24 protein-coding genes and 1 tRNA gene are annotated in these 24,913 nt (G+C 75.5%); 12 read left to right on the top strand and 13 right to left on the bottom strand.

Features of this window, described 5'->3' with window-relative positions:
- Positions 1-115: 115 nt before the first annotated feature.
- The 3 genes from ACI79L_RS21770 to ACI79L_RS21760 all read right to left on the bottom strand — a co-directional run bounded on the left by ACI79L_RS21770 (position 116) and on the right by ACI79L_RS21760 (position 2,567).
- Positions 116-796: a response regulator gene (locus ACI79L_RS21770; RefSeq protein ID WP_456938794.1), complete on the bottom strand. Its 681-nt coding sequence runs from the start codon at positions 794-796 to the stop codon at positions 116-118.
- A complete protein-coding gene (locus ACI79L_RS21765; protein ID WP_456938793.1) occupies positions 793-1,980 on the bottom strand; it encodes a sensor histidine kinase in 1,188 nt (395 codons plus the stop codon). Before ACI79L_RS21765 ends, ACI79L_RS21770 begins: the two co-directional genes overlap by 4 nt.
- An 80-nt stretch (positions 1,981-2,060) precedes the next feature.
- Positions 2,061-2,567: a MarR family winged helix-turn-helix transcriptional regulator gene (locus tag ACI79L_RS21760; RefSeq protein WP_456938792.1), complete on the bottom strand. Its 507-nt coding sequence runs from the start codon at positions 2,565-2,567 to the stop codon at positions 2,061-2,063.
- 90 nt (positions 2,568-2,657) lie between these two features.
- Here ACI79L_RS21760 and ACI79L_RS21755 point away from each other — a divergent pair, with 90 nt between their 5' ends.
- The 5 genes from ACI79L_RS21755 (at position 2,658) to ACI79L_RS21735 (ending at position 7,498) form a co-directional block, all read left to right on the top strand.
- Entirely contained in the window at positions 2,658-3,221 is a 564-nt protein-coding gene (locus tag ACI79L_RS21755) for a YceI family protein (RefSeq protein ID WP_456938791.1), read from the top strand.
- A gap of 156 nt (positions 3,222-3,377) precedes the next feature.
- A complete protein-coding gene (locus ACI79L_RS21750; protein ID WP_456938790.1) occupies positions 3,378-3,731 on the top strand; it encodes a hypothetical protein in 354 nt (117 codons plus the stop codon).
- Positions 3,732-3,834: 103 nt separating this feature from the next.
- Positions 3,835-5,724, top strand: a complete 1,890-nt coding sequence (typA, locus tag ACI79L_RS21745; protein ID WP_456938789.1) for a translational GTPase TypA — start codon at positions 3,835-3,837, stop codon at positions 5,722-5,724.
- Between the two features lie 234 nt (positions 5,725-5,958).
- On the top strand, positions 5,959-6,459 hold the full coding sequence (locus ACI79L_RS21740; RefSeq protein WP_456938788.1) for a DUF5994 family protein: 501 nt from the start codon (positions 5,959-5,961) through the stop codon (positions 6,457-6,459).
- Positions 6,460-6,520: 61 nt separating this feature from the next.
- The gene (locus tag ACI79L_RS21735) at positions 6,521-7,498 is read left to right on the top strand and encodes an NAD-dependent epimerase/dehydratase family protein (RefSeq protein WP_456938787.1); all 978 of its coding nucleotides are present in this window, start codon (positions 6,521-6,523) and stop codon (positions 7,496-7,498) included.
- A 108-nt stretch (positions 7,499-7,606) separates the two neighbouring features.
- Here the strand turns inward: ACI79L_RS21735 and ACI79L_RS21730 are convergent, their stop codons facing one another.
- From ACI79L_RS21730 to ACI79L_RS21715, 4 genes are all read right to left on the bottom strand, one after another.
- The gene (locus tag ACI79L_RS21730; protein ID WP_456938786.1) at positions 7,607-8,611 is read right to left on the bottom strand and encodes a sulfite exporter TauE/SafE family protein; all 1,005 of its coding nucleotides are present in this window, start codon (positions 8,609-8,611) and stop codon (positions 7,607-7,609) included.
- Between the two features lie 300 nt (positions 8,612-8,911).
- Entirely contained in the window at positions 8,912-9,913 is a 1,002-nt protein-coding gene (locus ACI79L_RS21725) for an anion permease (RefSeq protein WP_456938785.1), read from the bottom strand.
- Between the two features lie 6 nt (positions 9,914-9,919).
- Complete coding sequence (locus tag ACI79L_RS21720) at positions 9,920-10,537, bottom strand: DUF47 domain-containing protein (protein ID WP_456938784.1); 618 nt, start codon at positions 10,535-10,537, stop codon at positions 9,920-9,922.
- Positions 10,538-10,644: 107 nt separating this feature from the next.
- Positions 10,645-11,202: a sigma-70 family RNA polymerase sigma factor gene (locus tag ACI79L_RS21715; protein ID WP_456938783.1), complete on the bottom strand. Its 558-nt coding sequence runs from the start codon at positions 11,200-11,202 to the stop codon at positions 10,645-10,647.
- A 68-nt stretch (positions 11,203-11,270) separates the two neighbouring features.
- Here ACI79L_RS21715 and ACI79L_RS21710 point away from each other — a divergent pair, with 68 nt between their 5' ends.
- The 5 genes from ACI79L_RS21710 to ACI79L_RS21690 are packed head-to-tail and all read left to right on the top strand — an operon-like array spanning position 11,271 to position 16,246.
- Positions 11,271-11,915 carry a zf-HC2 domain-containing protein gene (locus ACI79L_RS21710; protein WP_456938782.1) on the top strand — a complete coding sequence of 215 codons (645 nt, stop codon included), beginning with the start codon at positions 11,271-11,273 and terminating at the stop codon, positions 11,913-11,915.
- Positions 11,912-13,708, top strand: a complete 1,797-nt coding sequence (locus ACI79L_RS21705; protein ID WP_456938781.1) for a copper resistance CopC/CopD family protein — start codon at positions 11,912-11,914, stop codon at positions 13,706-13,708. The genes ACI79L_RS21710 and ACI79L_RS21705 overlap by 4 nt, the downstream gene beginning before the upstream one ends.
- A 32-nt stretch (positions 13,709-13,740) precedes the next feature.
- Positions 13,741-14,472 (top strand): YcnI family copper-binding membrane protein, encoded by a 732-nt coding sequence (locus ACI79L_RS21700; RefSeq protein ID WP_456938780.1) that lies wholly within the window; start codon positions 13,741-13,743, stop codon positions 14,470-14,472.
- Positions 14,469-15,152 carry an SCO family protein gene (locus tag ACI79L_RS21695; RefSeq protein ID WP_456938779.1) on the top strand — a complete coding sequence of 228 codons (684 nt, stop codon included), beginning with the start codon at positions 14,469-14,471 and terminating at the stop codon, positions 15,150-15,152. Before ACI79L_RS21700 ends, ACI79L_RS21695 begins: the two co-directional genes overlap by 4 nt.
- Positions 15,149-16,246 carry a hypothetical protein gene (locus tag ACI79L_RS21690; protein WP_456938778.1) on the top strand — a complete coding sequence of 366 codons (1,098 nt, stop codon included), beginning with the start codon at positions 15,149-15,151 and terminating at the stop codon, positions 16,244-16,246. Before ACI79L_RS21695 ends, ACI79L_RS21690 begins: the two co-directional genes overlap by 4 nt.
- Before the next feature lie 26 nt (positions 16,247-16,272).
- Here the strand turns inward: ACI79L_RS21690 and ACI79L_RS21685 are convergent, their stop codons facing one another.
- The 4 genes from ACI79L_RS21685 to ACI79L_RS21670 are packed head-to-tail and all read right to left on the bottom strand — an operon-like array spanning position 16,273 to position 20,531.
- A complete protein-coding gene (locus tag ACI79L_RS21685) occupies positions 16,273-17,091 on the bottom strand; it encodes a phosphocholine cytidylyltransferase family protein (RefSeq protein WP_456938777.1) in 819 nt (272 codons plus the stop codon).
- Positions 17,078-18,205: a CDP-glycerol glycerophosphotransferase family protein gene (locus ACI79L_RS21680; protein WP_456938776.1), complete on the bottom strand. Its 1,128-nt coding sequence runs from the start codon at positions 18,203-18,205 to the stop codon at positions 17,078-17,080. Before ACI79L_RS21680 ends, ACI79L_RS21685 begins: the two co-directional genes overlap by 14 nt.
- Positions 18,202-18,981 (bottom strand): HAD family hydrolase, encoded by a 780-nt coding sequence (locus ACI79L_RS21675; RefSeq protein ID WP_456938775.1) that lies wholly within the window; start codon positions 18,979-18,981, stop codon positions 18,202-18,204. The genes ACI79L_RS21680 and ACI79L_RS21675 overlap by 4 nt, the downstream gene beginning before the upstream one ends.
- Positions 18,978-20,531, bottom strand: a complete 1,554-nt coding sequence (locus ACI79L_RS21670) for a mannitol dehydrogenase family protein (protein ID WP_456938774.1) — start codon at positions 20,529-20,531, stop codon at positions 18,978-18,980. The genes ACI79L_RS21675 and ACI79L_RS21670 overlap by 4 nt, the downstream gene beginning before the upstream one ends.
- A gap of 518 nt (positions 20,532-21,049) precedes the next feature.
- Between ACI79L_RS21670 and ACI79L_RS21665 the strand changes: the two genes are divergently transcribed.
- Both ACI79L_RS21665 and ACI79L_RS21660 read left to right on the top strand, forming a co-directional pair.
- Positions 21,050-21,967: a M23 family metallopeptidase gene (locus ACI79L_RS21665; RefSeq protein WP_456938773.1), complete on the top strand. Its 918-nt coding sequence runs from the start codon at positions 21,050-21,052 to the stop codon at positions 21,965-21,967.
- A gap of 95 nt (positions 21,968-22,062) precedes the next feature.
- Positions 22,063-22,135: transfer RNA gene (locus ACI79L_RS21660), tRNA-Ala, on the top strand.
- Positions 22,136-22,319: 184 nt separating this feature from the next.
- Here the strand turns inward: ACI79L_RS21660 and ACI79L_RS21655 are convergent.
- Together ACI79L_RS21655 and ACI79L_RS21650 are read right to left on the bottom strand one after the other, a co-directional pair.
- Positions 22,320-23,642, bottom strand: coding sequence for a DUF2254 domain-containing protein (locus ACI79L_RS21655; protein WP_456938772.1), 1,323 nt, complete (start codon positions 23,640-23,642; stop codon positions 22,320-22,322).
- A gap of 162 nt (positions 23,643-23,804) precedes the next feature.
- Positions 23,805-24,818, bottom strand: a complete 1,014-nt coding sequence (locus ACI79L_RS21650) for a response regulator transcription factor (protein ID WP_456938771.1) — start codon at positions 24,816-24,818, stop codon at positions 23,805-23,807.
- Between the last annotated feature and the right edge of the window lie 95 nt (positions 24,819-24,913).

Here is a 24,913-nt window from a genome sequence, read left to right as displayed (position 1 = left end):
CGCACCCCCCCCCCCCCCCCCCCCCCCCCCCCCCCCCCCCCCCCGCCGCCCCCCCCCCCCCCCCCCCCCCCCCCCCCCCCCCCCCCCCCCCCCCCCCCCCCCCCCCGGGGGCGGGTCAGGCGTCGCGGAGCAGGTCGGCGGGGGAGACCAGCCCGGTGCGGTAGGCGAGGACGACGGCCTGCACGCGGTCGCGCGAGCCGGTCTTCGCCAGCACCCGCCCGACGTGCGTCTTCACCGTCGCCTCGCTGACGAACAGCCGCTGCGCGATCTCGGTGTTGGTGGCGCCGAGCGCCATCTGCACGAGCACCTCGCGCTCGCGCGGCGTGAGCTCGGTCAGCTCGGTCGCCGGCGCGGGGGCCGACCCGGCGCCGCGCAGCATCGGCGCCACGTGCTGCAGCAGCCGCCGGGTGGAGCTGGCCGCGATCACCGAGTCGCCGGCGTGCACCGTGCGGACGGCGGCCAGCATCTCCTCCGGCGGGGCGTCCTTGAGCAGGAAGCCGCTGGCCCCGGCGCCGATCGCGGCGACGACGTACTCGTCGAGGTCGAAGGTGGTCAGCACGACCACCCGCGGCGGGCCGGGCAGCGCGGTCACCTGCCGGGTCGCCTCGATGCCGTCGGTGCCGGGCATGCGGACGTCCATCAGCACGACGTCGGCCGCCGTGCCGCGCAGCAGGTCCACCGCGGCGGCGCCGTCGCCGGCCTCCCCGACGACGGTCAGGTCGGGCTGGGAGTCGATGACCATGCGGAACCCGGCGCGGACCATCTGCTGGTCGTCGACGAGCACCACCCGGATCACCGCGCACCCCCGAGCGGCAGGACCGCGTGCACCCGCCAGCCGCCGCCGGCGCGCGGGCCGGCCTCCAGCCGCCCGCGGTGCAGCTGGGCCCGCTCGTGCATGCCGCGCAGCCCCTGCCCGTGCCCGTCGCCCTCGGCCACCGCCGCCGCGGCGCCGCGGCCGTCGTCCAGCACCGACAGCTCGAGGGAGTCCGGGCGCCAGTGCAGCCGCACCCACGCCCGCCCGGTCGGCCCGGCGTGCTTGAGCACGTTGGTCAGCGACTCCTGCACGATCCGGTAGGCGGCCAGCTGCGGACCGGCCGCCATCGGCCGCGGCTCGCCCTCCACCAGCAGGTCGACGTCGAGACCGCTGGCCCGGACGTCGTCGACGAGGACCGGGACCGCGGCGACGTCGGGCTGCGGCGCGTACTCCCCGGCCCGGTCCTCGCGCAGCACGCCGAGCAGGGCGCGCATGTCGGTGAGCGCCTGGCGGCCGGTGGCGGCGATCGCCTCCAGCGCGCCGGTGGCCGCCGCGGGGTCGGTGCGCCCGGCGTAGCGGCCGCCGTCGGCCTGCGCGATGACCACCGACAGCGAGTGCGCCACGACGTCGTGCATCTCCCGGGCGATCCGGGCCCGTTCGGCGGTGGCGGCCAGCCGCATCTCCTGGTCCCGCTCGATCTCCAGCAGCCGCGCCCGCTCGGCCAGGCCGGCGATCTCGCCCAGCCGGGAGCGGCGCAGCCGGCCCAGGGCCCAGGCCGCGACCACGGCGACGCCGATCGCACCCACGGTGACCAGCAGCGCGTCGTCGGCCCCCGAGGACCACCAGCGCAGCGCGGCGAGCACGGCGCCGGCCAGGCCGAGCGCGAGCCCCGCCCGCGCCGCCCAGCGCGGCGCGTAGGCGGCCAGCGCGTAGACCATGAGCAGCGCGGCGACGTTGGCGGGCAGGAAGTCGGTGCCCGCGACCAGCTCGAGCAGCCCCGCGCCGGTGACGACGGCGGCCGCGGGGACCGGGGCGCGGCGGCGCCAGGCCAGCGGGGTGACCAGCAGCACGCCGAGGAGGAACGCGACGCCCTCGGACGGCCCGTACGACGTCGCCGGCGCGACGACGGTGACCAGGCCGACCAGCCCGGCGAAGGCGGCGTCGACGGCGAACGGCCGGTCGCGCAGCGCCGCCGCCAGCTGCTCGAGGGGTGCGCGCTCGTCCATCGCGCCGAATCTAGGCAGCCCGGCGCGCCCCGTCGTCCACCCGGGGGAGGACCCGCCCGTCGGACCACGGGGGGAGGCGGCTACTCCTCGTTCAGGTGCCGCAGCAGCGTCTCGCCGATGTCGCGCATCGCCGCGACCTGCTCGGCGGTGAGCTGGTCGAACAGGTGGGTGCGCACGCCCTCGACGTGGATCGGCGCGGCGCCCTCCAGCGCGGCGAAGCCCTCGTCGGTGAGGACGGCGAGCAGCCCGCGCCCGTCCTCGGCGCAGACCTGGCGGCGCACCCAGCCGCGCTCCTCCAGCCGGGACACCGCGTGCGAGAGCCGACTGCGGGAGGACAGGCAGCGGTCGGCCAGCTCGCTCATCCGCATCTGCCGGCCGCGCGTCTCCGACAGCTGGACGAGGATCTCGTAGTAGGTGTGCGGGATGCCGGTGGCCCGCATCAGCTCGCGGTCGAGCCGGTCGTTGAGCAGCTGGGTGCTGTAGAGCCAGGCCCGCCAGGCCTTCTGCTCCTCGGCGTCGAGCCAGCGCGGCTCCCCGGCGGGCGGCCCGGCGGCGGCCCCCGCTCCGGGTGACACCTGTGTCGTCATGTCCGTCAGGGTACTGGCGGAATAGTCAAGCTCTCAACTACGCTACGGACCGCGGAAGCTCAAACGCTCAACCACCGAGAGGTCCTTCCCATGACCAGCACCACCGCCGTCCAGATCCCCGGCTACGTCGCCGGCACCTGGGACATCGACGCGACCCACTCCACCGTCGGCTTCTCCGTCCGCCACATGATGGTGAGCAAGGTCCGCGGCTACTTCACGAAGTTCTCGGGCGAGATCGTCACCGCCGAGGACCCGGCCGCCTCCACGGTGAACGCCACGATCGACATGGACTCGATCGACACCCGCCAGGAGCAGCGCGACGCGCACATCCGCTCCGCCGACTTCTTCGACGTCGGCAACCACACCGTCATGACCTTCCGCTCGACCGGCGTCGTCGCCGACGGCGAGGACTGGACCGTCCAGGGCGACCTGACCATCAAGGGCATCACCAAGCCGGTCACGCTGGCCCTCGAGCTCAACGGCTTCGGGCCCGACGCCTACGGCGGCTACCGCGCCGGCTTCAGCGCCAAGACCTCCATCTCCCGCAAGGCCTTCGGCGTCGACATCGACATGCCGATGGACGGTGGCGGCGTCGTCGTCGGCGACAAGATCGAGGTCGAGCTCGAGATCGAGGCCGTGCTCCGCACCGCCTGATCCGCTCCCGAGGGCCCCGGACGCGCAGCACGCGTCCGGGGCCCTCGCGCGTCCGGGCTCACCTCCGTGCGTCCTGGCTCACCGCCCACGGTCGGCCAGGACGCCGCACGATCAGCCCTCCTGATCGTGCGGTGCCCCTCCGGGGACACTGGGGTCATGACGACGTCCGTGCTCGCCCGCGCCCGCACCCGGCTGTCCTCCGCCGTCCTCGTCGCCGTCGGGCTGGCGGCCGGCTTCGGCGTCGCGCAGGGCACCGGCGTGCGGGCGCTGGGCGGGGCGGTGTTCCTCGCCGGCGGGCTCGGCGCGGCCCGGCTGTGGGTGCAGCGGCGCGGCGTGGCGGTCGCCCTCGGGCTCGGCGCGCTGTACGTCGGCGCGTTCGTCCTGGCGCACGTGCTCGCCCTCGGCGCCGGGATGCCGGCCTGGCTGGCGGTGAGTCTGGTCACGATCGCCGCCGCGGGGGTGACGTACGCGGTGGCGGACCGGCCGCAGGCCGAGGTCACCGCGCGCTGACCGCCTAAGGTGGGAAGGTCGCCGGGCCGGCGGCCGTTGTCCGTGGTACCGCGAGCGCTGCCGCCGCGGGATCCCCCTGACTCTCCCTGAGGTGTCCTTCCGCATGCCCACCCGCGACGACCTGCGCAACGTGGCGATCATCGCCCACGTCGACCACGGCAAGACCACCCTGGTCGACGCCCTCCTCCGCCAGGCCGGTGCGCTCGGCCGCGCCAAGGGCGAGGGGACCGACGCCGACACGACGCAGGACCGCGTCATGGACTCGATGGACCTCGAGCGCGAGCGCGGGATCACCATCCTGGCCAAGAACACCGCCATCCGGCTGGCCGACGAGAACGGCAACCCGGTGACGGTGAACATCGTCGACACCCCGGGCCACGCCGACTTCGGCGGCGAGGTCGAGCGCGGCCTGTCCATGGTCGACGGCGTCGTGCTGCTCGTGGACTCCTCCGAGGGGCCGCTGCCGCAGACCCGCTTCGTGCTCCGCAAGGCGCTCGGCAAGGGGATGCCGGTCATCCTCGTGGTCAACAAGACCGACCGGTCCGACGCGCGCATCGCCGAGGTCGTCGACGAGACCTACGAGCTGTTCATGGAGCTGCTCGAGGACAACGGCCTGGACACCGACGCCCTCGAGTTCCCGATCGTCTACTGCAACGGCAAGGAGGGGCGGGCGTCGCTCACCCGGCCCGCCGACGGCACCTCGCCGGACAGCCCCGACCTCGCGCCGCTGGTGAAGACGCTGCTGGAGACCATCCCGGCGCCGACCTACGACGCCGAGGAGCCGCTGCGCGCGCAGGTCACCAACCTCGACGCCTCGCCCTACCTCGGCCGGCTGGCGCTGCTGCGCATCCACTCCGGCACGATGAAGAACGGCCAGACCGTCGCCTGGTGCCGCACCGACGGCAGCGTCAAGAACGTCAAGATCACCGAGCTGCTGGTCACCGAGGGCCTCACCCGCACCCCGGCCGACAGCGCCGGCCCCGGCGACCTCGTCGCCATCGCCGGCATCGAGGACGTCATGATCGGCGACACCCTCGCCGACCCGAACGACCCGCGCCCGCTGCCGCCGCTGACCGTCGACGAGCCGTCGATCTCGATCACCATCGGCATCAACACCTCGCCGATCTCGGGCAGGTCGGGCAAGAAGCTCACCGCCCGGCTGATCAAGAACCGCCTCGACCAGGAGCTGGTCGGCAACGTCTCGGTGCGCATGCTGCCCACCGAGCGCCCCGACACCTGGGAGATGCAGGGCCGCGGCGAGCTGGCGCTGGCCATCCTCGTCGAGCAGCTGCGCCGCGAGGAGTTCGAGCTCACCGTCGGCCGCCCGCAGGTGGTCACCAAGGAGATCGACGGCAGGCTGCACGAGCCGGTCGAGCGGGTCACCATCGACACCCCGGGCGAGTACGTCGGCACGCTGACCCAGGCGCTGGCCTCCCGCCGCGGGCGCATGGAGAACCTCGTGCACCACGACACCGGTTGGGCGCGGATGGAGTACGTCGTCCCCTCGCGCGGCCTCATCGGGTTCCGCACCGAGTTCCTCACCGAGACCCGCGGCACCGGCGTCCTCAACCACAACCTCGAGGGCTACGAGCCGTGGATGGGCGACATGCGCGCCCGCCCGACCGGCTCCCTGGTGGCCGACCGGCAGGGCGTGGCGACGTCGTACGCGATGTTCTCGCTGCAGGAGCGCGGCCAGATGATGGTCGCCCCGGGCACCGAGGTGTACGAGGGCATGATCGTCGGGGAGAACTCCCGGCCCGACGACATGGACGTCAACATCACCAAGGAGAAGAAGCTCACCAACATGCGGTCCTCGACCGCGGAGGAACTCGAGCGCCTGGTGCCGCCGAAGGTCCTCAACCTCGAGCAGGCGCTGGAGTTCTGTGCCGAGGACGAGTGCGTCGAGGTGACGCCGGCCGCCGTCCGCGTGCGCAAGGTCATCCTCGACCAGAACGAGCGCGGCAAGGCGAAGAACCGCAAGCCCAGGGTCTGACGCCGACAGCACACAGGAGCCCCCGTCCGGTCCGCCGGGCGGGGGCTCCTGCGCATCTCCGCGGACGTGCCCGCGGGCTGCCGTGACCGGATCGTGACCGCTGGTGATGACCGGCCGTCCGGGCGCGACAGGCCCGGCCGCGGCGCGCCGGGACCCCGCGCCGCGCCGACCTACCGTCGCCCGGTGGGCCCGGACGCGGGCCCGCAGCACGCTGAGCGGGAGGCGGGACTGCTGATGACGACCACGGAGGCGACGGGGACCACGGGGGTGTTCCGCGGGGGCATCGACGTGCGCGTGAGCCTGCGGGCCGACGCCGGTTCGGGGGAGAACGCCTTCGACGGGGCCTGGTTCCCGCGCGGCCGCGACCTCGCCGTCGAGGTACCCGAGCTGATCGCCGCGCTCGACCGCCGCGGGGTGCGGATCGAGCGCTTCACCTACGCGCTGGACTCGTGGCTGCCGGCGCCGCGCAAGGTCCTCGTCGACGGCCGGGTGGTGCGCACCGGCGGGTTCCGCAGCATGGACCCCGGCGTCGTGTGCCTGAGCTGGGCCGGCGGCAACCGGCGCGCGGACCTGCTGGTCGTCCCGCCGGAGACCGACGTCATCACCGGCGTGCGCGCGCTGCGGCTGTGCACCCGGCGGGGCCTGCCCCGGTCGCCGCAGATGGTGCTCGCCGCGGCCCGCTCGCAGCCGCTGCCGCAGGTGCCCGACCTCCCGGTGGTCACCCGCGCCGTCTGAGCGCTTCCGCCGTCCGCGAACCGGGTGGACGGCGGAGGCGCGGCTCCGCTGGGGTGGGCCCGTGCGACTCCTCGTCCTCGGCGGCACCCACTTCCTCGGCCGGCACGTGGCGACGGCGGCCCTCGACCGCGGCCACGAGGTCGCCACGTTCAGCCGCGGCGTCACCGGTGCGCCGCCCGACGGCGTCCGCCCGCTGCACGGTGACCGCGACGACCCCGCCGCCCTCCCGCGCGCCCTGGACGGCTGGACGCCGGAGGTCGTCGTCGACACCTCCTGCCAGACCCGCCCCGCCGCCGACCACGCCGCGGCCACCCTGGCCGGCGTGCGCGCCTACGCGTTCGTCAGCAGCCTCAACGCCTACTCCACCTGGCCGCCGGGCCCGGTCCGCGGCGAGGACGACCCGACCTGGGACACCCCCGACGACGACTACGGCCCGAACAAGGCGTACGCGGAGCGGGTGCTGGGCGCGGCGCTGCCGGGCCGGTTCCTCACCGCCCGCGCCGGCCTGATCCTCGGCCCGCACGACAACGTCCGCCGGCTGCCGTGGTGGCTGCAGCGGATCGCCCGCGGCGGCCGCGTGGTCGTCCCCGACGCGCTGGAGCAGCCGATCGCGCTGGTCGACGTCCGCGACCTGGCCGGCTGGCTGGTGGAGATGGCCGAGCGCCGCCAGGACGGCCCGGTGAACGCCACCGGCCCGGCCGGGATGACGACGCTGGGCGGGCTGCTGGAGACGTGCCGGGACGTCACCGGCAGCGACGCGGAGCTCGTCCCGGTGGCGGAGGAGGACCTGCTGGCCGCCGGCGTCGAACCCTGGCTGCACCTGCCGTTCTGGCTGCCCCGGGAGACGGCGGCGACGGCGTGGGACGTCGACACGACCCGCGCGCGGTCGCTCGGGCTGCCCACCCGGCCGGTCCGCGAGACCGTCGCGGACACCTGGGCCTGGCTGCGGCAGGACCCCGAGCGTCTGCCCACGCCGCACGGCCTGCCCGAGCCCGGCCTCCCCGGGGAGCTCGAGGCGAGGCTGCTGGGCGGCCGCTGAGACGCCGGAGGCCCCGCCCGGCAGCTGCCGGACGGGGCCTCCCGGACTCGGCCTCCCTGCAGGGGCCCGCCGCGAGCTCGCGAGTGGTGGGGGCAGGGAGGTCCTTGCTCAGTCGCGCGGGTCGGCGGGGCGGCCGGCGCGGAGGCTGCGCTCGAGGTCCGCGACGTCCGCCGCGTCCGGCGTGTGCAGGTGCTCGTCCTCGGCCAGGCGGGCGGCCTCGGCGGCGAGGGCGTCGGCCGACTCCTGCACGCGGTCCTTGCGGTACTGGCGGAAGGAGTGGGCGACGGCGGCGGCCCAGACCAGGTAGATGGCCGCGTAGACCGCGTAGCGGACCGGGTCGGAGGCGTCGATCCAGTCGCTGCGCAGCAGCGTGCGGGTGTTGGTCAGGACGATGATCCCGCCGACCAGGGAGCCGAGCAGCCGCGGCGGCACGTGCCGGACCAGCCAGGCGGCGATCGGCGCGGCGACCAGGCCGCCGAGCAGCAGCGCCACCACCCAGGCGAGGTCGATGCCCTGCGAGCCGAGCGCGAAGAGGAAGCCGAGGCTGGCGGCCAGCGCGACGAGGAACTCGGAGGTGTCGATCGAGCCGATCACCTTGCGCGGCTCCATGCGGCCGCTGGCCAGCAGCGCCGGGGTGCCGACCGGGCCCCAGCCGCCGCCGCCGGTGGCGTCGACGAAGCCGGCCACCAGGCCGAGCGGGCCGAGGAACCGCTTGCGGACCGGCTTGCCGAGGTTGCGGCGGTCGATGCCGCGGAAGGTGAACCGGACCAGCAGGTAGACGCCGAGCGCGAGCAGGATCAGCGACATCACGGGGGCGGCGACCTCGGTGGAGAGGCTCGACAGCACGGTGGCGCCGGCGAACGCGCCGACGGCGCCGGGCACGCCGACCTTGGCGACGACCTTCCAGTCGACGTTGCCGAACCGCCAGTGCGACACCCCGGAGGCGAGGGTCGTGCCGATCTCGGCGAGGTGGATCGTCGCCGAGGCGGCGGCCGGGTTGGTGCCGAGGGCCAGCAGCAGCGTCGTCGAGGTGACGCCGTAGGCCATGCCCAGGCTGCCGTCGACGAGCTGGGCGCCCAGCCCGGCGAGGGCGAGCACGATCAAGGTCTTCACGAGGGTGGGGCTCCTGTCCGGCTGGGAGACGGGCCGCGGGCGCGCGTCAGGGCGCGACTCGACGCGGGTCGTGCGAGGGGAGGGACGCCCCGGAGGGCGCGGGCGTCAGCGGCCCGGACAGGTGGCCGTGCAGACGCGCAGCAGGTCGACGTGGATCCGCCCCACCAGGAGCACCGCCGTCGCCGCCACGAGGACTATGTCTACCAGATCGATCGGGATATGCCAGCGGGGGGTCGGCGAGTCGGGGGTCACCCCGCGAGCGCCTCGCGGGGTGACCCCTCGGTCAGGAGAGCGGCGGCGTCAGCCGACGACGAGGCCGGTGAGGAGGTACGCCAGCGCGGCCACCGCCCCGGCGGCCGGCAGGGTGACGACCCACGCGACGACGATGTTGCCGGCCACGCCCCAGCGGACCGCCGAGAGCCGCCGCGTCGACCCGACGCCCATGATCGAGGTCGTCGTGATGTGCGTCGTCGAGACCGGCACGGCGAACACGGTCGCCGTCGTCACCATGACGCCGGAGGCCACCGTCTGGGCGGCGAAGCCGCCGGCGGGGGTGAGCTGGATGATGCGCCGGCCCATGGTGCGCATGATCCGGAACCCGCCGGCGTAGGTGCCCGCGCTGATCGCGAGGGCCGCGGCGAGCACGACCCACAGCGGCACCTCGAAGTCGTCGATCTCGCCGGCGGTGACCAGCGCCAGCGTGATGATCCCCATCGTCTTCTGGGCGTCCTGCAGGCCGTGGCCGAGCGCCATGGTCGCGGAGCTGACGATCTGCGCGTAGCGGAACCCGCGGTTGGCGCGGGTGACGTTGGCCCGCCGGAAGGTCCACAGGATGGCGAGCATGAACAGGTAGCCGAGGCCGAAGCCGACCAGCGGCGACACGACCATGGGGATGACGACCTTGTCGACGACGCCCAGCCACTGGACGTCGTGGGCCGCGGCCAGCGCGGCGCCCACCAGGCCGCCGATCAGCGCGTGCGAGGACGACGAGGGCAGCCCGAAGTACCAGGTGATGAGGTTCCACGCGATCGCGCCGACCAGCGCGGCGAAGACGATCTCCAGCCCGCCGGTCCCGGTCGGCGCCTCGATGATCCCGGCGCCGACGGTCTTGGCGACCTCGGTGGACAGCAGGGCGCCGACCAGGTTCATCACCGCCGCCAGCGCCAGCGCCACCCGCGGCGTCAGCGCCTTGGTGGAGACGGCGACGGCGATGGCGTTGGCGGCGTCGTGGAACCCGTTGGTGTAGTCGAAGGCCAGCGCGACGACGACGATGACGACCAGCGCGACGAAGGCCGCGTCCATCGACGCTCAGGACTCCTTGACCGCGATGGACTCGACGACGTTGGCCACCTTCTCGAACGCGTCGGCGGCCTCCTCGAGCTGGTCGGCGACCTCCTTGAGCCGGAGGACCTCCAGCGCCTCGAACTCGCCGCTGTAGAGCCGGGAGAGCAGCCGCCGGTAGAGCTTGTCGGCCTCGTTCTCGATGCGGTTGACCTCGATCCAGTAGTCGGGGAGGGCCTTCATCGTCTGCAGCCGCGGCATCGCCTCGGCGGTGGTCTCCGCGGCGCGCTGCAGCAGCGCCGTCTGCTGGCCCATCTCGGCCGGCAGGGTGCCCAGCCCGGTGAGGATCACCAGGTCGGCGGCGGCCTCCACGAAGTCCATGACGTCGTCGAGGTGGCTGGCCAGGCTGTAGATGTCCTCGCGGTCGAACGGCGTCACGAAGCTGGAGTTCAGCTGCCGGAAGATCGCGTGGGTCGACTGGTCGCCGGTGTGCTCGAGGTCGCGCAGCCGGTCGGCGAGCTCGGGCCGGCGGGCGTGGTCGTGGATGAAGTCGCCCAGGACGTCGGTGGCCGCCACCAGGTTCTGCGCCGAGTCGCTGAACAGGGTGTAGAAGCTCTGGTCCTTGGGGGTCAGGCTGAAGGGCACGAAGGGACTCCGGATCGGCGGGGTTCGGGGAGGCGCCCGCCGCGGATGAGCGGTCGCACGGCCGTCGGGCAGCATAGGTACCCGTTCACGCGCGGTTCAGCGCAGGTTCACCCGCGGGCCGCGTCCGGTGCCTCCTGCGCGCCGTCGCCGAGCGCCTCGACCAGGTCGGCCCGGGCGCGGGCGACCCGCGAGCGGATCGTGCCCACCGGGCAGCCGGCCACCTCGGCGGCCTCGGCGTAGGAGAGCCCGAGCAGCTGGGTCAGCGCGAACGCCTCCCGGCGGTCGGGGTCCAGCCGGGCCAGCAGGTCGGTGACGGCGGCGCCCTCGCCCACCCGGTCGGCGTCCTCGCCGCGGCCGAGGGCCTCCAGGTCGGCGTCGTCGCGGACCAGGGTGAGCCGCCGGCGGCGCCGCGAGCGGACGGCGTCGGCGCAGACCCGCCGGGCGATCGCCAGCAGCCACGTCCGCAGCGAGGAGCGGCCCTCGAAGCGGTGCAGCGTGGCGAAGGCGCGGGCGTAGGTCTCCTGGGTCAGGTCGTCGGCGGAGTCCCGGTCGCCGAGCGCGGCGCACAGCCGCCAGACGTCGGACTGGGTGGACCGCACGAGGGTCGCGGCGGCGAGGGGGTCGCCGTCGACGGCGGCAGCCGCGACCCGCGCCAGCTCGTCCACGTGTTCCCTCCGTCACAACCGGGCCTGTCCCGGGAACCGGACGGGCCCTCCGTGACGACTACGACGACATGCAGTGTGCCCCCTTCCGCGAGGCGGTCTCCGCGCGACTCGACGGCGAGCCGCTCGGCGTGCCCGCCGCCGACCTGGACCGCCACCTCGCCGCGTGCCCCGCGTGCGCCGGGTGGGCCGACGCCGCGGAGGCGGTGACCCGCCGGGCGCGGCTGGCCCCCGCGCCGCCGGTGCCCGACCTCACCGCCGCCGTCCTCGGCGCGCTGCCGCGGCAGCTGCCCGGCACCGCGGCGGCCGCGCGCGCCCGGCTGGTGCGGTCGGCGCTGCGGCTGGCGCTCCTCGCCGTGGGCGTGGCGCAGGCCGGCCTGGCGTGGCCGGCGCTGTCCGCCGGCACCGCGGCGATGAGCGCGCCCGTGCACGTGGCGCACGAGACCGGCGCGTGGAACCTCGCCGTCGCGGCCGCCTTCCTCGCCGTCGCCGCCGCGCCCCGGCTGGCCGCGGGGGCGCTGCCGTTCCTCGCCACCTTCGCCGTCCTGCTGACCGTCACCACGGTGCGCGACCTGCAGGCCGGGCACGTGCACGCCGACCGCGCCGCCGCGCACCTGCTGCTGCTCGCCGGCGTCGTGCTCATCGCCGTCGTCGCCTGGCGGCAGCGGCCGCGGCGGGCGGCCGCGCCCGCGGCGGCCCGGCGGGTGGTCGCGTGAGCACCGCCGTCCCGGCCCGCCGCTCGCCGCGGCCGGCCCTGCTGCTGCTCGTGCTGCTCGCCGGCTGGCTGGGCCTCGGCGTGGCCACCGCCGGCCCCGCCGCCGCGCACGCCGAGCTGGTCTCCACCGACCCGGGGGAGGGCGCCCGCCTCGACGCGGTACCCGGCCAGGTCACCCTGCGCTTCACCGAGGGCGTGTCCCTCGGCGCCGGCTACGCCCGCGTCCTCGGCGACGACGGCGCGCGCGCGGACACCGGCGCCGCGTCGGTGCAGGACGACACGGTCACCATCCCGCTGCGCGGCGACCTGCCCGACGCCAGCTACGTCGTCACCTACCGGGTGGTCTCCGCCGACTCGCACCCGGTCAGCGGGGCCTACGCCTTCGTCGTCGGCGACGGCGAGCTCGCCGACGCCGGGGCGGTCGCCGCCGACCCCGACGCCGACCCGTTCGTCGCCGTCGCGCTGCCGGCCGCGCGCGCCCTCGGGTTCGCCGGCGAGGCCGTGGGCCTGGGCGTGCCCGCCTTCCTGCTGCTGTGCTGGCCGGCCGGCTGGGCCTCGCGGCGGATGCGGCGGCTGACCACGGCCGGGCTGGGGACGGTCGCCGGGGCCGCGGTGCTCACCTTCCTCCTGCAGGGCCCGTACGCGGGCGGGGCGGGGCTGGGGTCGCTGCTCGACCCGGCGCTGCTGTCCACCACCGGCTCCTCCGCCTACGGCCTGACCACGCTCGGCCGCGGCGCCCTCGCGCTGCTGCTGGCCGCGCTGCTGGTGCCGCTGTGGCGCCGGGGGACCGCGCCGCAGCCGGCGGGGCCGGCGGTCCTCGGCGCCGGCGTCGTCCTCACCACCGCGGCGGTCGGGCACCCGGTGGCCGGCAGCCTCCCGGTGTTCGCCACCGCCGTCACCGCGGTGCACGTCGCGGCCATGGCGCTGTGGCTGGGCGGGCTGGCCGCGCTGCTGGCCGGGCTGCTGCGGCCCGGCGTCGAGGCCGGGGAGCTGGCCGCGGCGCTGCCGCGCTGGTCGCGGATCGCCTCCGGCTCGGTGGCCGCGCTGGTGGTCACCGGCGTCGTCCAGTCGGTGCGCGAGGTCGGCTCGCCGGCCGCGCTGGTCTCCACGACCTACGGCTGGATCCTGCTGGCCAAGCTCGCGCTGGTCCTGCTGCTGCTGGCCGCCGCCGGCGTCTCGCGGGTGTGGGTGCAGCAGCACCTCGGCCTCACCCGGCCGCGGCCGGGCGGGCGCCGCCGGGTGACCGCGCACGCCCTCGCTGCCCCCGGTCCCGGCGCCGACGAGCCGGGGGTCACCGAGGCCGCCCGGGCCCGCGCCGAGGCGCAGGCCCGCGGCGCCGTCGAGGACGTCGCGCCGCTGCGCCGCACGATCCTGGTCGAGGCCGCCGTCGCCGCCGTCGTGCTGGTGCTGTCCGCGCTGCTCGTGGGCACCCCGCCGGCCCGCGCGACGGCCGCCCAGCCGGTGGACGTCACCCTGCCGCTGCAGTCGTCGGCGGGGGAGTCCGGCAGCGTCCAGCTGTCGATCGACCCGGCCCGCCCCGGCGCCAACACGCTGCACCTCTACCTGTTCGACGACGACGGCCGGCTGGCCCAGCCGGCCGACCTGCGCGTGACACTCACCGAGCCCGAGCAGGAGATCGGCCCGCTCGACGTCGACCTCGAGCCCGCCGGCCCCGGCCACTGGGTGGCCGACGGGATGCCGATCCCGGGCGCCGGCACCTGGACCGTCGCCGTCAGCGTCCGGCTCGACGAGTTCACCGCCACCACCGCCGGCACCGACTTCCCGGTGCGCTGAGAACCCCTCCGCGGGACGACAGAAGGAGAACCGTGTCCCTCATCCTGCGACCGCCGGCCCGTGCCGGCGTCGTCCTGGCCGCCGTGCTGACCGCCCTGGTCGCGTCCGTCGTGGTCGCGGCCACCGCGTCGGCGCACGTGTCGGTCTCGTCGGCCGACGCCGCCGCCGGCGGCTACGGGAAGCTGACCTTCCGGGTGCCCAACGAGAGCGACACCGCGAGCACGGTCTCGGTGCGCATCTCGATCCCGGAGGACCAGGCGCTGGCCTCGCTGCGGACCCTGCCGGTGCCCGGGTGGACGGTCGTCACGACCGCCGCCGAGCTCTCCTCGCCGGTGGACGACCACGGGACGGAGATCACCAGCTACGTCTCGGTGGTCGAGTTCCGCGCCGACGCCGGCGGCGGGATCGCGCCCGGCCAGTTCCAGGAGTTCTCGCTGTCCGGCGGCCCGTTCCCGGACGCCGACACGCTGGCGTTCCCCACGGTGCAGACCTACAGCGACGGCACCGAGTCGGCGTGGATCGAGCCCACCGTCGAGGGCCAGGAGGAGCCGGAGAACCCCGCGCCGACCCTGACGCTGGCCGCCGCCTCCGGGGACACGACCGCCACCGACACCGCGGCGGCCGCCGACGGGCACTCCCACGACACCGAGGTGAGCGGCGAGCCGGCCGGGCTGGCGCTGTTCCTCGCCATCCTGGCGCTGGCCGTCGGCGTCGCGGGCGTCGTCCTCGGGTACCGCGCGGGCCGACGTACCGTGTCCTCGTGACCGCTCCCGGACGCGGCCGGAGCGCCGCGCTGCTCCTCGCCGCCGGCCTGGCGCTGTCCGCCTGCGGCTCCGACGACGGGGACGAGGCGGCGGCCGCCGAGGGCCACTCCCATGACGGCGGGGACCACGCGGGCGGCCCGGTCGCCACGGTCGAGGGGCCCGACGACACCTACGCCGGCCTCGACCTGCCCGACCCCTACCAGCGGCCCGCGTTCACCCTGACCGACCAGACCGGCGCGTCCTACGACTTCGCGTCCGTCACGGCGGGGCGCCCGACGCTGCTGTTCTTCGGCTACACGGACTGCCCCGACATCTGCCCGACGACGATGGCCGACGTCGCCCTCGCGCTGCGCGACACCGACCCGGCGCTGGCCGAGCAGGTGCAGGTGGTGTTCGTGACCACCGACCCGGCCACCGACACCCCGCCGGTGCTGGGGGAGTACCTGGACCGGTTCGACGCCGACCTGCCCACGCAGTTCGTCGGGCTGACCGGCGACCAGGACGCGATCGACCAGGCCCAGCTGTCGGCCGGCGTGCCGCTGGCCGAGGAGGACGGCCGGATGCACAGCTCGCTGCTGCTGCTCTACGGCGCCGACGACCAGGCGCACGTCGCCTTCGACGCCGGCAACACCGCGCGGGACATCGCCGGCGACCTGGCCGCGGTCGCCGACGTCGCGTGAGCCGCGCGGTGCAGCGGGCCCGGGCCGCCGGCGCGCGGCTGCTGGTCGTCCTGCTCGGCGTGCTGGCCACCCTCGCCCTGGCCGGCCCGGCGCGGGCCCACGTCGGTGGCGAGGCCGCCGGCAGCGACTTCGCCGGCCGGGTCACCTCGGCGGTGCCCGCGGTGCCCGGGGTGAGCGTGCGCGTGCTGGACTTCGGATACTCCCTGGAGCTGGTGAACGCCACCGGCACCGAGGTGACCGTGCCGGGCTACTCCGACGAGCCCTACCTGCGGATCGGCCCGGACGGCGTCTGGCGCAACGCGCACAGCCCGGCCACCTACATCAACCTCGACCGGTTCGGCCGGGTCACCCTGCCCGCGGACGCCGACCCGCGGGCCGAGCCGGAGTGGGTGCGCGTCTCCACCGAGCCGCAGTACACCTGGCACGACCACCGCACGCACTGGATGACCGAGGGACAGCTGCCGCCGGCGGTCGCGGCCGATCCCGACCGCGCGCAGACGGTGTTCTCCTGGACCGTCCCCGTGCGGCACGGCGACACCGCGGTGACCGTGCGCGGCGTCCTCACCTGGAGCCCGCCGCCGTCGACGGCGCTCACCTGGGGGCTGCACCTCGCGCTGGCCGCCGCCGTCGCGGCCGCCGGCCTCCTGGCCCGGTCGCCGCGGCCGCTGGGCTGGGCGCTGGCCGCGGGCGGCGCCGCCGCGCTGTGGCACGCGGCGAGCACGCCCGAGCCCCCCGTGACGGTGTCCTCGCACGCGGCGGCGGTGGTGTCCGCGCTGCTCCCCGCGGTCACCGCGGCGCTGGTGGCGGTGCTCGGCTGGGTCGCCGCCCGCCGCGGCCGGGGCGTCATGGCCGGGCTGCTCGCGGTCGTGCTCGGCTGGCTGCTGCTGGTGCAGGGCCTGCCCGATGTCGACGTGCTGTGGAGCGCGCACGTGGCCAGCGCCGGCCCGGAGCCGCTCGCCCGGGTGGCGGTCGCCGTCCTCGTCGCGGGCGGGACGGGGCTCGTCGTCGGCGGGCTGGCCGCCGCCCGGCGCTTCCGCGACCCGGAGCGGGCCCGCCCGCAGGACCCCGCCCCGGAGCCCCAGCCGGTCGCGTGACCGGCCGAGGCCCGGGGGCGGTCCGGCTAGGCGGTGCCGTCGGGGACCGGGTGCAGGTGCGGGCGGGCGCCGGAGAGCATCTCGTTGGCCCGGTCCAGGTCGGCCTCGAAGTCGACCTCGACGGCGGCCCACCGCGAGATGTCCACCGGGCGGAAGCGCACGCCGGCCTCGATGATCGCCGTCTCCATGCCGCGCTCGAAGTAGTCCTGGTCGCCGCAGCCGTCGAGGTGCTCGACCAGCACGGCCTTGTCGGCCGAGGAGACGTAGTTGATGCCCACGGCCTCGCCCAGGCCGCCCTTCACCGTCTTGGACAGCTCGGCGATGTAGCCCTCCCCGTCGAGGGTGTACTTGACCTCCTCGTCGGCGACGGTGGAGGTGTCGACGCACACGAAGCTCTCGTCGGCCTCCAGCGCGGGCACCACGGCCTCCAGCACGGCGGCGTCGAAGACGACGTCGCCGTTGAGCCACAGCACGCCGCCCTCGCGGGTGGTCCGCAGGCCGCGGAGCAGGCTCTTGGAGGTGTTGGTCCGCGCGAAGTGCGGGTTGTAGGCGAAGCGCAGGTCGGGCGCGGCCTGCATGAGCAGCTCGCACTGGAACCCGACGACGGCGGTGACGTCGACGGCGGGGCCGAAGACCTGTGCGAGCGTGTCCAGCTGGCGGTGCAGGATGCTGCGGCCGTCCACCAGGGGCGTCAGCGGCTTGGGCAGCGGGCGCCCCAGCCGGGTGCCCATCCCGGCGGCCAGGATGACCACCTGCGGCGGGACGGGCTGCGTGCGGGCGGCCGGCCGGGCGGCTCCGGTCCTGCGGCCGGGTACCCGGGTCTGCACGAGGTCAGCGATGCGCACTGTCGTCCCCTCCTCGGGTCGGGTCAGCCGCGCCGGCGGGGCCGCCGGGCGGGAAGAACAGGTCGAGGACGCGCCCGGTGGCGTTGCCGTCCTCCAGGGCGGTGTAGGTCTCGCGGAAGGACCGGTAGCGGTCGGTGTGCTCCGCGGTGACGGCGTCCAGGTCGGCGAGCGCGTCGACCAGCTCCCCGCTGGTCGTCACGATCGGCCCGGGCGCGACCTGCTCGAGGTCCACGTAGAACCCGCGCAGCCGGTCGCGGTACTCGTCGAGGTCGTAGGGGAACAGCAGGATCGGCTTCCCGGTGACCGCGAAGTCGAACATCGTCGACGAGTAGTCGGTGACCAGCACGTCGGCGGCCAGGTACAGGTCGCGGATGTCCGGGTACGAGGAGACGTCCTGCACCGGCATCCCGTCGATCGACTCGAGCCGGTCGGAGACCATGTTGTGCAGCCGCAGCAGCAGCACGTGGTCCTTGCCGAGCCGGTCGGTGAAGTCGGCGAGGTCGACCGGGAAGTGGAAGTCGCGCTCCCCGGTGCCCTCGAAGACCAGGTCGTCGCGCCAGGTGGGGGTGTAGAGGACGACGCGGGCGTCGTCGTTGATGCCGAGCCCGGCCCGCACCCGCGCGCGCACCGCGTCCCGCCCGGGGCTGGAGAGCAGGTCGTTGCGGGGGTAGCCGGTCTCGTGCACCGGCCCGCGGAAGCCGAAGGCCTGGCGGAACCGGCCGGTGCTGTAGGGGTTGGGGGAGAGCATCGCGTCCCAGCGGGCGATGTCGTGCTCCAGGTAGGCCAGCCGGCCCTCCGGCGCCCAGAGGACGTCGTTGTGGATCCGCTTGAGCGGGGTGCCGTGCCAGGTCTGCAGGTAGAAGGCGCCCGGGCGCTTCTCCCAGTCCAGCGGCACGTGGTCGTTGGACACGACGACGTCGGCGGCCTCGAGCGCGGCGATGCTCTCGGGGCTGCCGAACGGGACGGTCTCGACGTCGGCCGGGAAGGCGGACTCGGCGACCGGCGCGGTCAGCCACGTGTGCGTGACGTCGTCGCCGCGGGCCACCAGGGCCTCGTAGACGGCGCGCGGGCTGTCGGAGAACAGGCCGCGGAAGCTGGTGTAGACGATCCTCATCGACCACCTCCGGTCAGGACGGGCAGCAGCAGGTCGGCGAGCTCCTGCCAGGACGGGACGACGGCGAGCACGCCGGCCTCCCACAGCGCGGCCTCGCGCTCGGCGCGCTCGGCGGGCTGGACGAACAGCAGGTTGCCCACCGTGGGACAACCCGCGCGGACCGCGGAGAGTGCCCCCGGGACGGAGTCCTCCACGGCCAGGCCCTGCTCCGGGGCGATCCCGAGGCGCTCGCAGGCGTACAGGTAGACCGCCGGGTCGGGCTTGCTCGTGGGCACCGGCAGCGAGTCCTCGGCGCTGAACCGGGCCGCCGGCGGGATGAGCCCGTCCAGGTCGGTGGCGGTGAAGCACGCGGCCAGCCGGGCCAGCGCGCTGGAGCTCACCGCGGCCAGCCGCAGGTGCGGGGCGAGCGCGGTGAGGGCGGCGCTGGTCGGCCCGTGCGGGCGCAGGTGCTCGCCGAGGTGGGCGGTCACGGCGCGCTTCTCCTCGGCCACCCACGGCTCGACGTCGACCTCGGGGCGGCCGGCCTCGGCGGCCAGCCGGCGCGACGTCGTCCGGAAGTTCATCCCGGTGGTGGCCAGGCGCAGCTCCTCCGGGGTGAACCGGCGCGCGTCGCCGAGCTCGGCGAGGAAGCGGTTGGTGACCTCGGCGGAGGCGACGAAGGCCGGCTCCTCGGAGGGGAAGAGGTTGCCGTCGGCGTCGCACAGCAGCGCGGTCAGGCCCGCGACGACGTCGCGGGGGAGGACCGCGGCCGCCCCGCCGGTGCGGGGCGCGCTCACCGGGCGCTCGCGGCGGTGGCGGCGGCGACGGTCTCGCGGACGCCGTCGCACCGGAGCCGGCGCACGGCGCCGGCCAGTTCGTCGGTGAACCCGGGGACCGAGCCGAGGTCGCCGAAGACCGTCCCTTCGGCCAGCAGGAGGCGCGGGTCGTCGCCACCGGCGCGGGCCACGGCCTGCAGGTGCGGCCCGCGGTCGTCCTCGATCGGCAGCGAGCGGCCGTGCTCGTCGACCCGCTGCAGGTACCGGACCCAGCCGGCCAGGGCGAGGGTGAGCAGCGCGTGCGGGCGGTCCTCGGCGAGGGCCTGGCGCAGCGAGGGCAGCAGGTGGTGCGGCAGCTTGGTCGACCCGCGGCGGCACAGCCGGGACAGCCGGTCGGCGATCGCCGGGTTGGCGAAGCGCTGCAGCAGCGTGGCCTTGTACTCGAACAGGTCGATGCCCTCCGGCACGGGGATCAGCGGGGTGACCTCGTCGTCCATGAGCCGGGCGGCGTACGCGGCGAACACCGGGTCGCCCATGAGCACGTCGATCCGCTCGTGCCCGGCGAGCGTGCCGAGGTAGCCGAGCGCGGAGTGGCTGGCGTTGAGCAGCCGGGTCTTCATCAGCTCGTGGTCGGTCACGTCGCGGACGAACCGGACCCCGACGGCGTCCAGCGGCGGGCGGCCGTTGCAGAAGGTGTCCTCGATCACCCACTGCGAGAACGGCTCGGTGACGACCGGCCACCGGTCGTCGACCCCGTACCGGCGGGCGAGCGCCTCGCGCTCGTCGGACGTCGTCTGCGGGGTGATCCGGTCGACCATGCTGCTGGGGAAGGCGACGCGGTCGGTGATCCACCGGGCGAGGACCTCGTCGCGCAGCGCCGCGAACCCGGTGACGGCGGCCCGGGTGGCGTCGCCGTTGCGGTGCAGGTTGTCGCAGGAGACGACGGTGAACGGCGCCGCGCCGGCCCGGCGGCGGCGGTCGAGCGCCTCGACGAGGAACCCGAAGACGGTGCGCGGGGCGCCGGGGTGCGCGAGGTCGTGCCGGACGTCGTCGTCGGGGGTGAAGGCCCGGGTGAGGGGATCGAGCAGGTAGCCGGCGTCGGTGATGGTCATGGTGACCACGCGGGTGCGCGGGTCGCTGAGCCGGTCGAGGACCGCGGCCGGGGCGTCGGGGGCGAACAGGTAGTCGGTGAGGACGCCGACCACCCGGGCCCGCTCGCCGTCGGGGCTGCGCTCGACGACGGTGTAGAGGTTGTCCTGCGGCGCGAGGGCCTCCCGCAGCCGCCGGGCGCGCAGGCCGACGCCCACGACGCCCCACTCCGAGGAGATCCGCTGCTGGGCGACCTCGTCGAAGTAGATGAGCTGGTGGGCGCGGGAGAACCCGCCCACGCTCAGGTGCACGACCGACGGCGTCAGCGACGCCCGGTCGTAGGTGGGGACGGTGAGCCGGGCCCCGTGCTGCTCGAGCGTCGCCGCGGTCAGCGGCCGGACGCGGCCGACGGGCAGTGCCGTCGGCTGCGCGGCCGTGCCGGCCCGCGGGAGGTGCCGCGGGGAGCGCTCGGGCTGTGCCATCGAGGCATCGGTCCTTCCTGTCCGTGCTCGGCCGGCGCACGGTCGGCCGCCCGCGCGCGGCGGGGAACGATCATGGGACCACGCCGGGGTTCCCGGACGCACATCGAGGGGCGCAGCTCGAGGGGCGGACGGGCGTCGGCGGGGCGGTGCTGCGGTGGGTCGCGCCGGTGGGTCGCGACGACGCCCGCAAAACGTGGGCACGCGGGCGTCGGTCGGGGCCGGCGTCGGCCCGGCGGTCTCGTCGGACCGGCGCGGGCTGCTGCACACCGGAAGACCGGACATCCCCACGCGGGGACCGCCCCAAACACACGCGCACCACGTGACACAGCGCACACGGCGTGTCACCGGCGGACACGCCGCACTCCGGGTCACGGCGAGGTCACGGTGTGTTTGGATCGATACGACTCGATCGGGCCCGGACGGGCCGCTTCCCACGAGCGAGCGGGGTACGCGCCTTGGCCAGTCACCGGAGTGATGCGGGTCTGCTGACCCGTCCCGTCAGCGGCTCTCCCGCGGCGGTGCCCGGTCCCCGGACCGGCGACCCCCGGGGCGCGGCGGACCACCCGGCTTCCTCGCTGCGCGGCCTCCCGCCGGTCCGCCCCGCGGTCGTCCCCGTCCCGCGGTCCGCCGCCGAGGTCACCACCGAGGCCGCCGACGACGTCCCCGCGACGGCCACCACCGCCCTGCCCGTCCTCGCCGCGGCCGCCGAGCCCGCCACCGCCGCGCTCGCCGCGCCGCGCGCCCGCCGTCGCGGCCTGCGCGACCGCCGCCCGCAGCTGCTGCTCGCCGCGCTCGTGGCCGGCGCGGTCGGCGCCGGCGTCCTCGGGGTGCCCGGCGGGTCCGGGGCGGAGACCGGGTCCACGCCGGTGCTCGGCGCGCAGATGGAGCTGGCCACCGGCGAGGAGTCCCTCGAGGTCCTGCCGATGGCCTCGATCACCGAGGCGGAGGCGCAGGCGCGCCTGCAGGAGGTCGCGGCCAGCCGCGCCGAGCGGGCCGCGGCCGAGGCCGCCGCCGCGGAGGCCGCCCGGGAGGCGGCGCGGCCCGAGGCCGTGCTGCCGGTCGACGGCGCGCGCTTCACCAGCGGCTACGGCTCGCGGTGGGGGACCTTCCACTACGGCATCGACCTGGCCGCCCCCATCGGGACGCCGGAGTACGCCGCCATGGACGGCGTCGTCGTCCGGGCCGGTGCGGCCAGCGGCTTCGGCCTGGCCGTCTACGTCCTGCACGAGAACGGCGACGTCACCGTCTACGGCCACATGGAGGAGATCCTCGTCGAGCCCGGCCAGTACGTGGAGGCCGGGGAGACGATCGCGCTGCTCGGCAACCGCGGCCAGTCGACCGGGCCGCACCTGCACTTCGAGGTGCACCAGGGCGGGATGAACGGCCGCAGGATCGACCCGGTGCCGTGGCTGGCCGAGCGAGGGGTCGAGGTCTGACCCACGACGCGCGGGACGACCCCCCGTCGCAGGGTGCGGTTCCGGGGGTCGTATAGTTCTCCATGGCCCGAGCGAGACCGGGCGGGCCGAGGAACGGGGCTGTGGCGCAGCTGGTAGCGCACCACACTGGCAGTGTGGGGGTCAGGGGTTCGAGTCCCCTCAGCTCCACCCGTGTGACCAGGCCGTTCTCCCCGGGAGAACGGCCTGAGTCGTCTCTGGTCGCAGTTGACGCCGTCGTCACGAGCAGCACGGCGCCCATGCGGTGCTCTCGCGGGCCGACCTGGACCGCGCTGCGTCGAGGCGGAGGTCCGGCTCCTCGCCTCGGCGATGGTCAGGCCGGCACCTGGCCGGCTCAGTGCGGTGCGCGAGCCGACCGAGATCGTGGCGCGGCTGTGACGTCGGCCCCCGACCCGATGCCCTCGGTGTCCGGGGTGAGCGCTGCGATGACGTCCTCCTCGTCCTCGTGGGCGCGCCGGACGGCGGCGTGCAGCAGCCGGAGCTGGCGGTCCAGCGGCTCCTGCCGGTCGGGCGGTGCCACGCTCGTGAGGTCGGCCAGCGCCGCGCACATCTTCCGGGTCACCTGGGGCTCGGACGCCCCGGCCAGGCGGATCTCGTCGAAGGCCAGCCGGACGTAGCCGTTCCAGCTGACGGTCCGCTCGAGCAGGCGCACCACGCCGTCCTCGTCGCGGTGTTCACCGCAGGGCAGGGGGCGAGCGGCGATCTGGCGCAGCAGGTCGTGCAGCCGGTGCAGCGCCTGGACCGTCGTCGTGGGGTCGTTGAACGGCTGTGCGATCGAGCGCACGGCGATGTCGACGAGCTTGCGGAAGCCGTAGGCGAGGTCCTCGGTGTGCACGCGCTCCGGGCCGAGCAGGACGTGGCGGGTGACGTCGGTGGCCCGGAGCCGACCGGCCGGGGGGCGGTCGGCGCTCACCGGCGTCCGGGTGCCCGGGTGCACCCGGAACAGGGGCGCGCCGCCGACGACGAAGTCCCCGACGACGGGGACCAGCTCCAGCACGCAGTCCGCCCGCCGGGCCGCGGCGACCAGCGCCGGGCGGTCGACGCGGATCACGTTGCCGGGCTGCGCGGCGACCATCTCGTCCGGGCCGCCGGTGACGACGGGCCGCTCCCCGTGCTCGCGGACGATGAACTCGCGGCTCCGGTCGCCGACGAGGTCGATCAGCCCGGCGACCCGCAGGCCCTGGCCGATGTGGTGCACGAACAGGACGAGCACGACGATGCTGGCGAGCATCAGGAGGTAGCACAGCAGCATCGACAGCCCGGGCACGGTGCCGGTGTCGGAGCCGCGGATCTCGCGGAGGGTGAGCACCGCGACCAGGAAGCTCGCGCCGAACAACCCGATCGCCAGCTGACTCCACCGGTCGGTGAGCAGCGCCCCCACGATGCGGGGCGAGAACTGCCCCATCGCCAGCTGGACCGCGACCAGGGTGACCGTCAGGACGAGGCTGGTCAGCGACACCATGGCGGTGGCGAAGGAGGACAGGATCGTCTGGGCGTCGGACGGCGTCCCGGTCAGGCTCTGCGGGACGAGCCGGTAGCCCGTCGCCCGGTCCACGGCGAGCGTTCCGACGGCGAGGAGGGCGCCCGCGGCCAGGCAGCCGATCGGCAGCAGCCACATGCTGGTGCGGACGAAGCGCTGGAGCCGCAGCCAACTCATGCGCTGGAGGCCTGCGGGCCCGCCGCCTGGGTGGACGACTCGTACGCGGTCATGGTCTCCCTCCGGGTGGACGGACGCGCTCGACCCGGCGACCTCGCGGACCGCCCGGTCCTCCCATGGAACCGAGGCAGACGGGGGAGCACCATCGGCAGAACGCCCGATTCAGGCCCGGCAGGGCGACGGGAGCAGGGGCACGTAGAGGCCCTCGCGCTCGGCCCGCACCGCGGCGAGCGTCCTCGTGGGCGCATCGAGCTTGACGAGGACGTGCTCGAGGTGGGCAGCGACCGTACGCGGGGCCACGACCAGCGCGCGGGCGATCTGCTGGTTGGAACACCCGTCGACCAGCAGCCCGAGCACCTCCAGCTCGCGCGGCGTCAGCCCCCGCAGGTCGGTCACGGCGGAGAGGACGACCGTTCCGAGCAGGCGTGCCGATGCCTCCCCGGGAGCGGAGAGGACGGTCACGCGGACGTGCCCGTCCGGGGCGTGGCGTCCTCCGCGCGGCCACAGGAAGGACGCGAACACCCGGCCGTCGTCGATGCACGAGCGCGCGATGCTGACGACGGGCGATCCCTCGGCGAGCAGTGCGTCGCCGTCGAGGCCGGGCAGTGGCCGGGTGGCGCCGTCGCGGCACAGCACCGCACCGGCGGCCGCCCCCCGCACCACCCGCGCTGCCGTGGCCAGCGAGCGCAACGGGTCCGACCCGCGCGCCAGAACGGGCGTGAGCTGGTGCAGCCGGCGCCGCAGGGCCAGGGGCGGCGGCTCCGTGCTGCTGAAGAGCAGCGCCAGGTGTCCGACGTGGCGCCGGCCTCCGTCGAACAGGGCGACGCCCAGGGCCTCGTGGAAGCCGGCGGGGATGAAGCACTCGGCCCAGGTCTGCAGGTCAGCGGCCGGGTAGGGCAGGTCGGAAGGGCTCAGCGGCCGGCGCGTAGGGGCGGTGTGGGTCATCTCGATGTCGCGCGCCATGGACGGACCGCTCAGGTACTGCAGGGTTCCCTCGTCGAGAGCGATGCTGGCCATGCACGTGTAGCTGCTGCTCATCGGCTCGGCGAGGGCCAGCCACGCGGCGTCGAACGGCACCAGGCGGTGCACCAGCTCAAGCATCTCCCGCGAACGTTCGGGGAGGGGACTGGCCGAGTCGGCGATCTCGGCCAGTTCGAGGCTCGCGGTCTCCTGCATCGATGCTCCCGGGACCGCGGCCGCGGCAGACACGCTGTCTGTTCAACGCTGCCGACGCCTGACCCCCGTGCGCCCAGGTACCGCGAAGCGGGACG

It is taken from the genome of Geodermatophilus sp. SYSU D00684, from assembly GCF_054050455.1.
The sequence above is the reverse complement of the archived record's forward strand: the minus strand, read 5'-3'. Positions and strand labels throughout refer to the sequence as shown.